This window comes from Billgrantia campisalis, from assembly GCF_022341425.1.
Classification (GTDB): domain Bacteria; phylum Pseudomonadota; class Gammaproteobacteria; order Pseudomonadales; family Halomonadaceae; genus Halomonas; species Halomonas campisalis.
The window spans coordinates 18,426-33,719 of sequence record NZ_JABFUC010000011.1; the positions used below are offsets into that span (position 1 = coordinate 18,426).

Sequence of the window (15,294 nt, forward strand, 5' to 3'; positions counted from 1 at the left end):
GAGGGGCTCCGGCTCAGAAGGCGACTTGCAGTGACAGATAGCCGCCGCGTTGATCGTCGAGACCAGCGATCGACCCCAAGTCGAGCCAGGCGCCGGTCAGGGAGACATGCTTGTTGAAGAAGAAGGCGCTGTAGGCAGCCTGCCAACCGTCTTCCCGGGCGAAGCCCAGATTATCGGGTTTCTGGCGGTACTCCATGCCGACGACCCAGTTCGGGGTCAGGAAGAGTCCCAGCGAGCCTTCGGCGACCAGTGAGCGGCTCGCTTGCCGGTCACCGCCGAAGCCTAGCAGACCGCCCTGATTGGCCTTGGTTGATCGCAGCGTCAGGTTGGCCAGCAGGTTGCGCCCGGCCGCGGCATCGAAGAACAGCTTGCTGCCGGCGAGGTAGATATCGTTGCCTCGGTTGGCTCGGGCGCCCACCGCCCGGGCCAGGTTGCCGTCGTCCAGGCGCTTGTGTTGCAGGCCCAGGCTCCAGATGCCCCAGGGGTGATAGAGCACGTCGCCGAACAGGCGAACCTTCAGGCCATGGATGTCCTGCGCGAGTTTGCCGCCCAGGGTGTCCAGGCCGAGGCGCTGACGCGCGAAGGAGAGCTCCAGGCGATCGTTCCAGTTGGCGGCCACGCCGGCGACATCCAGCCGGTAGTCTTCCAGGCGGGCGGCGCTGCGGGTTGCCGTGATCGCCCACTCCCCTTCGCTGGCGGTGCCGGTCAGCACGCCCCAGGGCGACAGGCCGCCGCCGCTGGCGCCTTCGATCTGGGTCACCCCGCCGGTGCCCAGCAGTCGACTGCCGGCCCAGCTGTGGGGGGCCTGCAGCAGCAGGCCACATAGCAGGATGAGCCATAACGGCCGGACGGCTGCGCGTGATGCCGGTGTCATTGCCTCTCCTTGGTGAGGGCCTTGTCGTGAGCGGCCTTCCAGGCGCAGAACTGGCTGGCCGACAAGGGGTGTGAGAACAGATAGCCCTGCAAGATGTCGCAGCCCAGACGCGTTAGCAGGACCCTTGATGCCTCGGTTTCCACGCCTTCGGCGACGATCTCGAGGCCCAGGTTGTGGCCAAGCTCGATGGTCGAGCGCACGATGATCTCGTCATCGGCGTTTTCGTCCAGCTTGAGAATGAAGGACTTGTCGATCTTGAGCTCCTGGACCGGCAGGCGCTTCAACTGGGCCAGTGACGAATAGCCGGTGCCGAAATCGTCCACGGCGATGCGCAGCCCGGCCTGGCGCAGCGTATCGAGCCGGCAGGCGGCCTGCTCGGGCTCCTGCATGATGGCGCTCTCGGTGATTTCCAGGCGCAGCCGCTCGGGACTCAGTCCATGGCTTGTCAGGCAGTGCTGCAGCCGGCCGGGCAGGCTGTCGTCGGTCACGTCCTTGGCAGAGAGGTTGATGGCGGCGTCGACCCGACAGCCATCCTGCTCCCAGGCGCGGAGCTGGGCACAGACGGTGTCCACCATCCACTGCGTCAGGCGCTGGATGCTGCCCGAGTGCTCGGCGAGGGTGATGAATTCGTCCGGGGGGATGAAGCCGAGGCGGGGGTGTTGCCAGCGCATCAGCGCCTCGACCGCGGTCACCCGGCCCGTGCGGGCGTCGAGTTGAGGCTGATAGACCATCGTCAGCTGGCCCTGGGGCGCGGCTTCCTGAAGGTCGTGTACCAGGGTCAGCTGGCGTAGGTGCTGCTCGTCCTGCCCCACCACATAGCACCGATGGGGTTGTCGCGCACGTCGGGCCAGATCGAGGGCGATCTCGGCCCGACGCAGCAGCAGTGTGGCACTGTCCCCGTGACCGGGGTAGCGCACCTCGCCGATGGCCAGCGTCAGGCGAAGCGGCGATCCTTGCAAGTCGATGGGTTCGGCAAGGCGGTGTTGCAGCGTCTCCAGCCAGTCTTCGTCGGCGGCCGGTGCCGCGAGGTGCAGCAGAAACTCGTCGCCGCTCAAGCGATAGGCGGCGGTCTTCGGCATGGGCAGTGCCTTGAGTCGCTGGGCGAACACCTTGAGCACCTGGTCACCCACGGCATAGCCGAAGGTGTCGTTGATGGTGCGCAGCCCGTGGATGGAGAGGCGCAGCAGGGTAAAGGGATGGCCCTTTTCGATAGCAGTGCCGATGTCCTGCTGGGCCGAATGTCGGTTACCCAGGTCGGTGAGCAGATCGTGCAGGGACTGGTGGATCAGGGACTGCTCACGGCGGTCGATGTCGTCCTGCATGGCGAGCAGGGTCTGGGCTAGAACCCCCGTCTCCCCCCGTGACGAGACGGGGATGTGCGACAGCCGCTCGCCGCGGCCGATACGCCGGGCGGCCTCGGTGAGCTTGATCAGCGGTCGCGCCATGCTGCGAGCGCTCAGCGCGGCGATCACCGCGGTGACCAGCAGCGTCAGGGCGAAGATCGCCAGCAGGCGCCAGCGCAGCTCGGCATAGATCTCCAGCAGCTCATGTCGCGTCCGGCGCGTCAGAGCGTAGGCTTGCTCGTCATCCCCGACGGAAAGCGGCTGGGTGCGGGTCAGGTAGCCGTCCTCGGCCAGCAAGGCCGCCCGGGTATCGTCGGTGACGAAGCGGGTATCCAGCCGGGTCAGGGCGCTGATCTCCTCGGCGAGATTGGCATCGAGCAGAAACCCCATCCCAACCCAGGCGATCAGGCCGGGCGCCCGTACCGGCAACAGCACGAACTGGTAGGGGCGACCGTCGTGAAGCACTACGTCGACCACCTCCCCTTCGCGGCGCGCCTGTTCCCAACGCTTGGGGAAGGGCGGCGGCGCCCCGGCGCGGTGGTGGCTGCTGGCCAGTAGCTCCCCCTGCGGGCTGCTCAGCAGTACCATGTCGGCGCCGGCCCGGTCCCCGTGGTTGGCGAGGACGCTGCGCAGCGTCTCGGTGTCCTGGGTGGCCACGGCGCTCTTGAAACCGAAATCCGCGGCCAGGATGGCGACGTTGTCGCGCAGCTGCTGGCCGCGCTCATCAAGCAGTTGAAGGGCGACATCCAGCCCCACCTCAAGCTGGCGCTCGCCCTTGGTGAGAGTGTCCTGCTGTAGCGTTCGCAGGATGGCACCGGCGGCCACGAGCTGGGCTACGATCACCATGGCGAGCATCACGAGCAGAAGGCGGCGGCGAAACGACATTCACTCATCCTTTGACTCTTGCAACGCCTGCCAGAAGTGTTGCTGAAGGGCCGAGGGTTCTTGCGGTGTCGGCAGGCTCGCCTGGAGGTCCAGTGCCACCGTCAGCGATTCTCCCGCGCTGATTTCGCCCTCCCACCACGTCTGGTGGGTATCGTCGAGGCGTGGGTGCCAGATGCGCAGGCGATGTTCGCCGGGGGGCAGGTCAGGAAACTCGGCCTGCCCATTGGGGCCGGTTAGGGCCACCGCGGCGGCGTCGCTGACCACGATGAAGGCCTGCATGTGATCGTGAATGTTGCACCCCAGCACCACCACGCCCGGTTGGTCGAAGTGGATGGGGGGAGGCGTTTCCTGCAGGTAGAGCTCGAGTTCGAATACCTTGGCCGGCGAAAAGGAGAAGACGTGGTGGCGTGTGGTGTCGTGGTTGGGAAACTCGACCCGGCTGTCGATGGGCACCACCGAGACATGGGGGTGGAAGGTCGCGTCGCGCTGGATCACCTGATGCGCCAGGCCGGCTGTCGGCACGACCTGGGAATGGAGGATCTCGATCACCGCCTCGTCCAGTGGTTCATGGCTGCTGGCATCGGTCACTGCGAGTTGTGCGGCAGCGACCGGCAAGCCAGGGAAGAGGCAGAGCAGCAAGGCCAGGCCGCCGAGAAAGTGTTTTCCGTTGTGCATCGCGAATCTCTTGCCAAGCGTCTCGAGTGTCAAGCCGATGCTAGCATGGCACAACGTTGAGGAGGGGGCAGGTCAATCCATCATGTCTAGGTCGCGCTGAAGATGCAGCGACCGTGAATAAAGGTCTGTTGCGGCTGGAGGTCGCCGTCGAGCAGGGTAATGTCGGCGTCATAGCCCACGGCCAAGCGGCCTTTTCGGCCATGCAGGCCGAGCACACGAGCCACGTTCCCCGAGATCAGCTCCAGGGCCTGCTCGAGTGGTAGCACGTCCTCGCTCACCAGGCGCTGCCAGTCCGCGATCAGGGCGGTGTTGCGCGCCACCCGCATGCCGATATAGGCGCCCTGGGCGTCGAACTCGGGCAGACTGCCATTGCAGTCGGAGCTCATGGTGATGCGCTCGACGGGAACGCCGCGGCGGAGCAGTCTCGACACCGCGTCGAAGCCGGACAGCCCCTCCTCGCCGGGGTCCTCGAAGGCGGTTACGTCGACACAGGCCTCGAACCTCAACGCATAGTCGGCGGCCTCCTCGAGCAGCTGGCGGTGACGGTTCACGTGGGTGGGGATCACCTGGTCGGCGGGGATCTCGGTCTCTGCGAGCAGTCGATGCAGCGGCTCCAGCCCGCGCTTGCCGTCGCCGAGATGGAAATGGCAGATGCCGCGCTTGCCGGCCAGCATGGCGCCGACCCGGACCTCGCTGACCAGTCGCTCGATCTCGTCCTGGCGCGGCTGGCTCGAACGATGGTCCGAGATCGCCAGCTCCCCCAGGCCGATGACCTCGGGGATCCAGGCCAGGTCGCGCTGAACGTCGCCGGTGAGGGTCGGGGGCGGCACGCGATAGGCGCCCGTGTACATATAGGCCGCAATGCCTTCGGCCTTGAGCCCGCGTACCTTGGCCAGCAGGTCCGCGGGGGAGCGGCTGATGCTGTCGGTTCCCAGCACCCCCACCACGGTGCCGATGCCCATGGAAGCAATTTCGTGGGCGGTGATCTCCGGGCAGCGGGTGCCGCAGCCCCCCTCGCCGCCGCCGCCGGTCACATGCACGTGCTGGTCGATAAAGGCGGGCACAGCGGTGAGGTCACGCGCTTCCACGACCCGCACCGGCCAGCCCGCCGGGACCTCCATATCCCGCCCCAGGGCCGCGATCCGGCCGTCGGCGATCAGCAGGTCGGTGGCGTCGAGCGGCTCCGGCGCATGGAGGCATCCAACCCGCAGCAGGGTCAGCAGCCGGTCTGCCCGGAGGGCGGTGGGCATCATGATGGCTCACCCCCGGACCCCGTCGCGGCGGCCGAACGGAAACGCCGCCCCCGGATACGCTCGATGGCGCCATCGACATCATCGATCAGCAATACCAGCAGGTCGCCTTCGCTTGCCTCATCGAAGGCCCGGTCGACGGCCTGCTGCTCTTCCATGATGACCTCGACCTGGCACGCATCGGGCACCGACTCGGCCCCTTCGCGAAGCAGGCGAGCGGCGTCGCCGGGGGCGCGTCCTCGGGCATCGGTCTCATAGATGAAGACGACGTCGTGCATCCTGGCGAGCAGGGTGCCCAGCGTGAACAGGTCCTGATCGCGGCGATTGCCGGGGGCGCTGGCCACGCTGATCCGTCGCCGGGCCGGAATACAGCTCACCAGCTCGCTCAGGGCCTCGAGCGCCGGCACGTTGTGCCCATAATCGATCAGCACCTTGATACCGTCGGCCTCGATCAGGTTAGTGCGCCCGGGATTCTGTCCCGGGGTGGGGTGGAAGGTCTGCAGGCCCATCTGGATGTCGGCGATGGAGAGCCCCAGGGCATAGGCCGAGGCGCTGGCGGCCAGGGCATTGGCGACATTGAAGCGCGCGTGCCCTTCGAAGGTGATGGGGACGTCCACTACCGGGATCACCTCGGCCTCGACGTGGCCCTGGCGCATCACGATGCACTCGTTGTGCACCGTAAAGGCGACACCCTGTTCGCGGACATGCTGGCGGACGGGGCGCGAGTCGGGGTCCAGCGTGAAGAAGATGATGTCGCCCCGGGCCCACTGCTGGCCTTCCAGCACCCGGGGGTCGTCGGCATTGAGCACGGCCGTCCCGTCCTGGCGGACGGCATCGACCACCACCGTTTTGCAGCGTGCCAGTTCATCGAGGGTGTGGATGTCGTGCTCGCCCAGGTGGTCGCTGGCGATGTTGAGCAGCACGCCCACGTCGCATTCGTCGAAGCCGAGCCCACGGCGCATGATGCCGCCGCGGGCGACCTCGAGCACCGCAGTCTCCACCGTCGGCTCGCGCAGCACGATCGTGGCCGCCTGGGGACCGCTGTAGTCGCCACGCAGGATCACGTGGTTGTCGATCTCGATGGTGCCGGTGCAGGCCATGCCGACGTTGCGTCCCGCCTGGCGCAGCAGGTGCGAGAGTAGGCGCACCGTGGTGGTCTTGCCGTTGGTGCCGGTGATCGCCGCGATGGGAATGCGCCCCGTGGCCTCGCTGTTGGGGAACAGCATGTCGATCACCGGGCGGCCCACATCGCGGCCCTCCCCGTGGGTGGGCGACAGGTGCATGCGCAAGCCGGGCCCGGCGTTGACCTCGACCACGGCGGCGGACTGCTCCTCCAGGGGCCGGGTCAGGGTCTCGGCCAGCAGGTCGATGCCGATGATGTCGAGCCCGACCAGCCGCGCGATGCGCTCCGCCACATAGCGCACTTCCGGGTGGACATTGTCGGTCACGTCCGTGGCCGTGCCGCCGGTGCTCAGGTTCGCCGTGGGCTTGAGAAAGACGATTTCGCCCGCTGGGATCACGCTCTGCAGGGTCAGGTTCTGCTGGCCGATCAGCCGCAGCGACTGCTCGTCCAGCGGGATCTGGGTCAGCAGGTTCTCGTGGCCGATGCCACGACGCGGATCGCGGTTCTCCTCGTCGACCAGGGCCTGGAGGGTGGCGACCCCGTTGCCGACCACATGCGCCGGGCGACGCCGGGCGGCGGCCACGAGCTTGCCGTCGATGACCAGCAGACGATGGTCTTCGCCTCTGATGTATTGCTCGACGATCGCCGAGGGGTTGTGATGGGCGGCGATGTCGAAGGCGTCACGCAGCGCCTGGTCGTCCTCGATGTTGGTGCTCACCCCGCGGCCATGGTTGCCGATGAGCGGCTTTACCGCGACGGGATAGCCGATGTCGCGTACGGCCTCGAGGGCCTCGTCGAAGGTGCCGCACACCCGCCCCTGGGGGACCGGGATGCCGGCATCGCCGAGCACCTGCTTGGTCCAGGCCTTGTCGTCGGCGATGCCGTAGCCGATCAGATTCGTATGGCCGGTCACCGTCGCCTGGATGCACTGCTGCCGATGGCCGTGACCGAACTGGATGTAGCTGTTTTCCTCGCTCAGGCGGGTATAGGGAATGCCCCGCTGCTTGGCGGCGTCGACGATGGCGGCCGTGGAGGGTCCGAGCATATGGGCATCGCGCACCTTGCGTAGGCGGTCGATGATCGCCGGCATGTCGATCGCCTCGCCAGCGAACAGTCGCTCGACGAAGTCGACGGCCTCGATGCCGGCGGCCAGGCCACAGGCCTCGTCACGGTAACGATAGACGACGTTATAGATACCGGTTTCATAGGAATCGACCGTCTTGCCGTAACCCACCGAAAAGCCGATCAGATTCTGTAGTTCGATCGAGACATGCTCTACCACGTGGCCGGCCCAAGTGCCGCGCTCGAGCCGTTCCAGGAACCCGCCGGGTCGGCCGACCGAGCAGCGGTGTTCGTAAAGGGTCGGCAGAAGTTCGGTAATGCGTTCTACGATGCCAGGAACGCTATCGCTCGGCCGCTCTTCGAGTTCACCGATGTCCAGGCGCATGAAGATGGCCGGATAGCGGCTGTAGTAGTTCGGGCCGCGCAGCGCCCGATGCTCGAGAATGATCATCGTTTCTCCGCGAGAATGGCACTGAGTTCGTCGGCAACCAGATAGCGTCGCGCTTCGACGTCGAACCCGTGGCCGCTGACCATCGCATGGAGGATCATATTCTCGACGGCCACCGGTTCGCCCATGGCAAGCTCGGCGATGTTGGAGCTCGCCAGGTCGCGGCTGTCGATGATGATGACGTGGCCCGGCCCGATGGCTTCGAGAATGCCGTGGGGGTGGATGATCACGCCGGCATCTTCGCCAAGGCCCACGCCCAGATGCTCCGGGTTGCTCGCTCCGACCTCCATCAGGCGCGTAAAGCGGCCTCGCTCGAGGAAGTGGCTGTCGATGATCAAGCCTTCGACGAGCCCGAGACCGAAGGTCATGTTGACGGCGCCCTTGCGCAGGGCATCGGCGGCGGCGCCGTTGTAGATCATGGTGCCCGGCATGGCCGCCGCGCCGGCACTGGTCCCGGCCACCACCGCGCCGCCCTTCAGGCGACTGCGGATGGCCTTGAGGGTCGGCGAGCCGCCCAGGACATTGGTCAGACGCAGCTGGTCACCGCCGGTGAAGAAGATCACGCCGCTCTGCTCGATCAGGCGCACCGTGTCGGCATCGGCCGCCTCCTGGCGGTCACGGATATCCAGCGAATGGACGCGGCTGGCACCCAGGCGAGAGAAGGCCGCTTCGTAGTCGGGCAGCACCTCGTCGGGAATGCCGCTCGCGGTGGCGATGACCGCGACCTCATGGCTATCCGCAGGGGCCAGGGCGAAGACCTGTTTAAGGATCGCGAGATCGGATGTCCTGTCTTCGGCCCCTCCGATGGCTACGAGGTGGCCGGATACCGAGTGGAGCGGATAGGTCATGGCCCTTTCGTCGCCCAGCGACGCTTTTGAGTAAACGCTGAAGCGGTGTCCACACGGGGGCTTGTCGATGATGGCGTGGCGCTTGCAGCCTACCCCTTCACTTATAACAGCCCTCCCGACACTTGACACGCCTTGCAGGCTCAAGAATCACGGTCAGGCTCGGATGCCCCCCACTGGTCGGCCGCTTGGCGAAAGCGCTGAATCTTTCCACGCGGCGGCGCTGGATTTACCGGCTAAGGTATGGGAGAAAAGCGTCAGGGCTATCGCCCAACAAACGATTGAACGAGGAACAACAAGATGTTCAAGAAGACCGTCCTGGCCAGCGCCGTGATCGGCGCCATGCTGGCCACCGCCGCTCATGCCGAAACCCTGCGCTGGACCCGCTCCGCGGACAGCCTGACCATGGATCCCCACTCCCAGAACGAGGGGCCGACCCACTCGGTCAACCACCAGATCTTCGATACCCTGGTCTACCAGGACATGGACGTGAACTATCAGCCGGGCCTGGCCACCGACTGGTATGTCCATCCAGACGACCCCAAGGTCTGGGTGTTCGAGATCCGCGAGGGGGTGACCTTCCACGAGGGCCAGTCGCTGACCGCCCACGACGTGGTCTTCTCGCTCAACCGCGCCCGCCACGAGCACGCCGACATGCGCGGCCTGCTGACTTCCATCGCCGAGGTGCGTGCCGCCGACGACTACACGGTGCACGTGGAGACCCACGACCCCAACCCGCTGCTGCCCAACAACCTCACCAACCTGTTCATCATGAGCCGCGAGTGGGCCGAGGAGCACGGCGTCGAGGAGCCGCAGAACTACGCCGCCGGTGAAGAGACCTATGCGGTGCGCAACGCCAACGGCACCGGTCCCTTCCGGGTCGAAAGCCGCGAGCCCGACGTGCGTACCGTCTTCGTGCGCAACGACGACTACTGGGGCATCGATCACTATCCGATGGAGATCTCCCGGCTGGTGTTCACCCCCATCGAGTCGGCTGCCACCCGCGTGGCGGCGCTGCTCTCCGGCGAGGTCGACCTGCTCCAGGAGACCCCGGTACAGGACATCGAGCGCCTGGGCAACGCGCCCGGCCTGAAGAACGAGCAGGGCGCCGAGAACCGCACCATCTTCCTGGGCATGCAGATGGGAGCGGCAACCCTGGAGACCGTCGATACCGACGACAATCCCTTCGCCGACCGCCGCGTGCGCGAGGCGATCAATCTGGCGGTGGACGCCAACACCATCCAGGTAGCGGTGATGCGCGGCAACGCCGAGCCCGCCGGCATGATCGCGCCGCCCTTCGTCAACGGCTACACCGAGGAGATGGACGTGGTGCTGCCGGCGGATATGGGTCGTGCCCAGCAGCTGATGGAAGAGGCCGGCTACGGCGACGGCTTCCGCGTCACCCTGCAGTGCCCCAACGACCGCTACGTCAATGACGAGCAGATCTGCCAGGCGGTGGTCAGCATGCTGGCGCGCATCGGCATCACCGTGGACCTGGTGGCCCAGACCCGCTCGCTGCACTTCGCCGAACTGGCCCGCGGCGAGTATGACTTCTACATGCTCGGCTGGGGCGTGCCGACCATGGACTCCGAGTACGTCTTCAACTACCTCTACCACACCAAGGAGGACGACCGCGGCACCTGGAACTTCACCGGCTACTCCGACGAGCGGGTGGACGAGCTGACCGTGGCCATGGGCCAGGAGACCGACGAAGAGACGCGCAACGCCATGATCGCGGAGGCCTGGCAGATCGTCCACGACGAGATTGTCTATATCCCGATCCACCACCAGATGCTGACCTGGTCGATGCGTGACGACATCGACTTCAAGGTGCAGAGCGAGAATACGCCGCACTTCAAGTATCTGAAGTTCAATAACTAAGCCAACGATGCAAACCAGCCCCCCGGCCGCCACAAGCGACCGGGGGGCTAACTAATGTGGTAATCCCATGCTTGCATTTCTAATACAGCGTGTACTACAGGCCGTCTTCGTGATGTTCGTGGTCGCGCTCATCGCCTTCTCGCTGTTCCACTATGTCGGCGACCCGGTGCTCAACATGCTCGGCCAGGAGGCCACCGAGGCCGACCGGGCCGAGCTGCGGGCGCGACTGGGCCTCGACCAGCCGGTGGTGGTGCAGTTCTATCGTTTCATCGTCAATGCCGCTCAGTTCGAGTTCGGCATCTCCTACCGCTCGGCGCGCCCGGTCACCGACCTGATCATGGAGCGCCTGCCGGCGACCCTGGAGCTGGCCATCATCTCGGCGATCTTCGCCGTGGTCATGGGCATCGGTCTGGGGATCTTCACGGCCCTGCGCCGCCGCAGCTGGCTGTCGAAGTTCATCATGACCACCTCGCTGATCGGCGTCTCGCTGCCCACCTTCCTGATCGGGGTGCTGCTGATCTACCTGTTCGCGGTGGAACTGGGCTGGCTGCCGGCCTTCGGTCGGGGCCAGACGGTGCACATCGGCGACTGGTGGACCACCGGGCTTTTGACCACCAGCGGCCTGCGTTCGCTGATCCTGCCGGCGATCACCCTGGGGCTCTTCCAGCTGACGCTGATCATGCGCCTGGTGCGTGCCGAGATGCTCGAGGTGCTCAGCACCGACTACATCAAGTTCGCCCGGGCCCGGGGGCTCTCCAAGCGCGTGGTCAATCTGCGCCATGCGCTGAAGAACACCCTCATCCCGGTGATCACCATCATCGGCCTGCAGTTGGGGACCATTATCGCCTTCGCCATCATCACCGAGACGGTGTTCCAGTGGCCCGGCGTGGGGGCGCTGTTCATTACTGCAGTGCGCTTCGTCGATATCCCGGTGATGGCCGCCTACCTGATGATGATCGGCCTGGTGTTCGTGGTCATCAACCTGGTGGTGGACCTGCTCTACTACGCCGTCGACCCGCGCCTGCGGGTGCAGGGAGGTGCCAAATGAGCCAGGAACAGAAAACGCCCGCAGCGGCCCCGGCGGTGCCCAAGCCACCCAGCAAGCTGCGCGCCTTCCTGGACAGCGATATCGTCTACTCCTGGAAGCGCCAGCCGGTGGTGATAGTGGCGACGCTGGTGACCCTGGTGATGTTCGCCGGCGCGCTCTTCGCCCCCTGGATCGCGCCGCAGAACCCCTTCGATCCTCGCCAGCTGGAGCTGATCGACGCCTTCACGCCGCCGCTGACCACGTCGGACTTCACCGGTAACTTCTACCTGCTGGGCAGTGACAGCCAGGGCCGCGACGTCTTCTCGGCGATCCTCTACGGCTCGCGCATCTCGCTGCTGGTGGGCTTCGCGGCGGTGATCTTCGCCCTGGCGCTGGGCACCGCCCTGGGCCTGATGGCGGGTTTCCGCGGCGGCTGGCGCGATGCGCTGATCATGCGTATCGCCGACGTCCAGCTCACCTTTCCCTCGATCTTGATGGCGCTGCTGATCTTCGGCGTGATCCGCGGGTTTCTGCCGCGTTCGATGCATGCCGAGGTGGCGATCATCGTGCTGATCATCGCCATCGGCCTCTCCGACTGGGTGCAGTACGCCCGGGCGGTGCGCGGTGCCACCATGGTCGAGAAGGGCAAGGAGTACGTGCAGGCGGCCCGGGTGATCGGCCTGCCGGCGCGCAAGATCCTCTTTCAGCATATCCTGCCCAATGTGATGCGACCGGTGCTGGTGATCGGCACCATCGGGCTGGCGCTCGCCATCATCGCCGAGGCGACGCTCTCCTTCCTGGGGGTCGGCATGCCGGCCACCCAGCCAAGCCTGGGGACCCTGATCCGGGTCGGCCAGGACTACATGTTCTCGGGAGAGTGGTGGATCCTGCTCTTCCCCGGGGTGGCGCTGCTGATGCTGGCGCTCTCCGTCAACCTGCTGGGAGACTGGTTGCGTGATGTCCTCAACCCCAAGCTCCGATAAGGGCAACCAAGGTGCGATGCCGGCGGCGGGCCACGAGCCAAACGCCGCCGAAGCGTCGACGCCGGTACTCAGCGTTCAGCACCTGCGGGTGGAGTTTCCCACCCGCCACGGCACCCTGGTGGCGCTGGACGATGTCTCCTTCGATATCGCCCCGGGGGAAGTTCTCGGCGTGGTGGGTGAGTCCGGTGCCGGCAAGTCGATGACCGGCAATGCGGTGATTCAGCTGCTCGAGCCGCCCGGGCGTATCGCTGGCGGCGAGGTGCGCCTCGGCGGCAAACGCATCGATGACCTGCCGGAGGAGGACTTCGTGCCGCTGCGGGGCCGCCATATCGGCATGATCTTCCAGGACCCGCTGACCAGCCTCAACCCGCTGTTCTCGATCGGCGACCAGCTGATCGAGACCATCCGCACCCACCTGCCGATGAACGAAAAGCAGGCGCGCGAGGAGGCCTTGAAACTGCTGCGGGAGGTGGGCATCCCCGCCGCGGAGGAGCGGCTGAACAGCTACCCTCACCAGTTCTCCGGCGGCATGCGCCAGCGGGTGGTGATCGCCCTGGCCCTGGCGGCGCGGCCCGAGTTCATCATCGCCGATGAGCCCACCACGGCACTGGATGTCTCGGTACAGGCGCAGATCCTCGCCCTGCTCAAGCGGCTCTGTGCCGACCACGGCACCGCGGTGATGTTGGTCACCCACGACATGGGGGTGATCGCCGAGACCGCCGACCGGGTGGCGGTGATGTATGCCGGCCGGCTGATCGAGATCGGCCCCGTGGAGGAGGTGATCCGCGATCCCCAACACCCCTACACCAAGGGCCTGATGGCCTCGATCCCGGGCATCGAGAAGACCCTCGACCGGCTCTACCAGATCGAGGGCTCCATGCCGCGGCTGGCGGCCATTCCCCCCGGCTGCGCCTTCAACCCGCGCTGCCCCCACGCCCAGGAGCGCTGTCGCCGCGAGCGGCCCGACCTGATGCCGGCGGGGGCCGGCCAGGCCGCCTGCTGGCTGCACGACCCGGTCGATCCGCTTCCCCGGATTGACCAGAACGACAAACAGGAGCATGCCCATGTGCGCTGACACGGCGATCAAGCAACAGCCGGTACCGGCGGGTGGCGACATCCTTCTGGAGGCCCGTGACCTGGCGCGCCACTTCGACGTCTCCAAGCCCTGGCTCAACCGGGTGCTGGAGCGCCGCGAAAAGCTGTCGCTCAAGGCGGTGGACGGGGTGAGTTTTTCCATCCGGCGCGGCGAGACCGTGGCGCTGGTCGGCGAGTCCGGCTGCGGCAAGTCCACGGTGGCCCGGCTGGTGGTGGGGCTCTACGGCCTGACTCGGGGCAGCCTCGTCTTCGACGGCGAGGACATCAGCGATCTGGCGAACCGGACCGGCCGCCAGGCGGCCAGCCTGCGCAAGCGTTTCCAGATGATCTTCCAGGACCCCTACGCCAGCCTCAATCCGCTCTGGCGGGTGGGGACCATCATCGGCGAACCGCTGCGCTTCTTTCGCCCCGAGCTGAGCAGTGCCGACCGTCGCCGCCGGGTGGGCGAGTTGCTCGAACAGGTGGGCATGTCCCCCATGGATGCGCTGCGCTATCCCCACGAGTTCTCCGGCGGCCAGCGTCAGCGTATCTCCATCGCCCGGGCGCTCTCCAACGAGCCGGAGTTCATGATCTGCGACGAGCCCACCTCGGCGCTGGACGTCTCGGTGCAGGCGCAGATCCTCAACCTGATGCGCGACCTGCAGGACGAATACGGCCTGACCTACCTGTTCATCAGCCACGACATGGCGGTGGTCAAGCACATGGCCGACCGTATCGCGGTGATGTACCTGGGCCGCATCGCCGAGATCGCCCCGGCCGAGGCGCTCTTTGCCAACCCCCGCCACCCCTACTCGAAGATGCTGCTGGCCGCGGTGCCGTCGCTGGAAGGGGCCGGCAAGGAGCGCACCACCATCCAGGGGGAGGTGCCCAACCCGGTCCATCCGCCCTCGGGCTGCGCCTTCCACCCGCGCTGCCCCCATGCCAATGAGCGCTGCCAGGCGGAAGTGCCGCTGCTGATTGCCCGGGACGACGGCAGCGAAGTGGCCTGTCACGGCGTCGAGGAGGGGCGCATCGAGTGAGCGGGCGAGGCTGATGCTGGAACTGCTCTCGCCGCTGTCGGGCGGGGTCAACCTGGGATTGGTGGCGCTCTCGGCCCTGACTTCGGGGATCTCCGCCGCCGCGGGCATTGGCGGGGGCACCCTGCTGATCATGACCATGGCCCAGGTGATGCCCGCCGCGGCGCTGATTCCGGTGCACGGCATGGTGCAGCTGGGCTCCAACGGCGGCCGGGCGGTGATGACCTGGCGCCACGTTCGCCGCGACATCGTCGCGGCGTTCCTGCCAGGCGTGATCCTGGGCGCCGTGGCGGCGGCCTGGCTGCTGATTCGCCTGCCTTACGGCGTGCTGGAACTGTGTATTGCCGCCTTCGTGCTCTACTCCTGCTGGGGGCCGGGCCTGCCCCAGCGGGCGGTGGGGCGCACCGGCACCGTGATCGCTGGCGCGGTGACCACGCTGCTCTCCAGCCTGGTGGGGGCCAGCGGTCCGCTGGTTGCCTCCTTCATCAAGCTCGGCATCAGCGAGCGCCTGCCGCGGGTGGCCACCTTCGCCACCTGCATGACGCTTCAGCACACCACCAAGGCGTTCATCTTCGGCTTCGCCGGTTTCGTCTTCCGCGACTGGCTGGGGCTGATGCTGGCCATGGTGGCGGCGGGCTTCGCCGGCACCTGGCTCGGCCTGCGGCTGCTTCACCGGGTCACCGACCATCGCTTCGACTTTCTCTTCAATTGGGTGCTGACCCTGCTCGCCCTGCGCCTGATCTGGCTGGGGGTGGAGCGGCTCATGGCGATCGGTGCCTGATGCCGG

12 protein-coding genes are annotated in these 15,294 nt (G+C 66.6%); 6 read left to right on the plus strand and 6 right to left on the minus strand.

Annotated elements, in window-relative coordinates:
- Positions 1–13 precede the first annotated feature (13 nt).
- From HOP52_RS13605 to HOP52_RS13630, 6 genes are all read right to left on the minus strand, one after another.
- A complete protein-coding gene (locus tag HOP52_RS13605; protein ID WP_238977941.1) occupies positions 14–874 on the minus strand; it encodes a DUF3034 family protein in 861 nt (286 codons plus the stop codon).
- Complete coding sequence (locus HOP52_RS13610; RefSeq protein WP_238977942.1) at positions 871–3,102, minus strand: putative bifunctional diguanylate cyclase/phosphodiesterase; 2,232 nt, start codon at positions 3,100–3,102, stop codon at positions 871–873. Before HOP52_RS13610 ends, HOP52_RS13605 begins: the two co-directional genes overlap by 4 nt.
- Entirely contained in the window at positions 3,103–3,777 is a 675-nt protein-coding gene (locus HOP52_RS13615; RefSeq protein ID WP_238977943.1) for a cupredoxin domain-containing protein, read from the minus strand. It lies immediately after the preceding gene.
- A gap of 86 nt (positions 3,778–3,863) precedes the next feature.
- Positions 3,864–5,030 (minus strand): beta-aspartyl-peptidase, encoded by a 1,167-nt coding sequence (gene iadA, locus HOP52_RS13620; RefSeq protein ID WP_238977944.1) that lies wholly within the window; start codon positions 5,028–5,030, stop codon positions 3,864–3,866.
- Positions 5,027–7,663, minus strand: a complete 2,637-nt coding sequence (cphA, locus tag HOP52_RS13625) for a cyanophycin synthetase (RefSeq protein ID WP_238977945.1) — start codon at positions 7,661–7,663, stop codon at positions 5,027–5,029. The genes iadA and cphA overlap by 4 nt, the downstream gene beginning before the upstream one ends.
- A complete protein-coding gene (locus tag HOP52_RS13630; RefSeq protein WP_238977946.1) occupies positions 7,660–8,508 on the minus strand; it encodes a cyanophycinase in 849 nt (282 codons plus the stop codon). Before HOP52_RS13630 ends, cphA begins: the two co-directional genes overlap by 4 nt.
- 297 nt (positions 8,509–8,805) lie before the next feature.
- On the opposite strand from HOP52_RS13630, the gene HOP52_RS13635 reads away from it, so the two are divergent.
- The 6 genes from HOP52_RS13635 to HOP52_RS13660 all read left to right on the plus strand — a co-directional run bounded on the left by HOP52_RS13635 (position 8,806) and on the right by HOP52_RS13660 (position 15,288).
- Positions 8,806–10,386, plus strand: a complete 1,581-nt coding sequence (locus HOP52_RS13635; protein ID WP_238977947.1) for an ABC transporter substrate-binding protein — start codon at positions 8,806–8,808, stop codon at positions 10,384–10,386.
- Positions 10,387–10,453: 67 nt separating this feature from the next.
- Positions 10,454–11,434, plus strand: a complete 981-nt coding sequence (locus tag HOP52_RS13640; RefSeq protein ID WP_238977948.1) for an ABC transporter permease — start codon at positions 10,454–10,456, stop codon at positions 11,432–11,434.
- A complete protein-coding gene (locus HOP52_RS13645; protein WP_238977949.1) occupies positions 11,431–12,396 on the plus strand; it encodes an ABC transporter permease in 966 nt (321 codons plus the stop codon). Before HOP52_RS13640 ends, HOP52_RS13645 begins: the two co-directional genes overlap by 4 nt.
- Entirely contained in the window at positions 12,371–13,471 is a 1,101-nt protein-coding gene (locus tag HOP52_RS13650) for an ABC transporter ATP-binding protein (protein WP_238977950.1), read from the plus strand. The genes HOP52_RS13645 and HOP52_RS13650 overlap by 26 nt, the downstream gene beginning before the upstream one ends.
- The gene (locus HOP52_RS13655; protein ID WP_238977951.1) at positions 13,461–14,510 is read left to right on the plus strand and encodes an ABC transporter ATP-binding protein; all 1,050 of its coding nucleotides are present in this window, start codon (positions 13,461–13,463) and stop codon (positions 14,508–14,510) included. Before HOP52_RS13650 ends, HOP52_RS13655 begins: the two co-directional genes overlap by 11 nt.
- Positions 14,511–14,523: 13 nt before the next feature.
- Positions 14,524–15,288, plus strand: coding sequence for a sulfite exporter TauE/SafE family protein (locus tag HOP52_RS13660; RefSeq protein WP_238977952.1), 765 nt, complete (start codon positions 14,524–14,526; stop codon positions 15,286–15,288).
- Positions 15,289–15,294 lie beyond the last annotated feature (6 nt).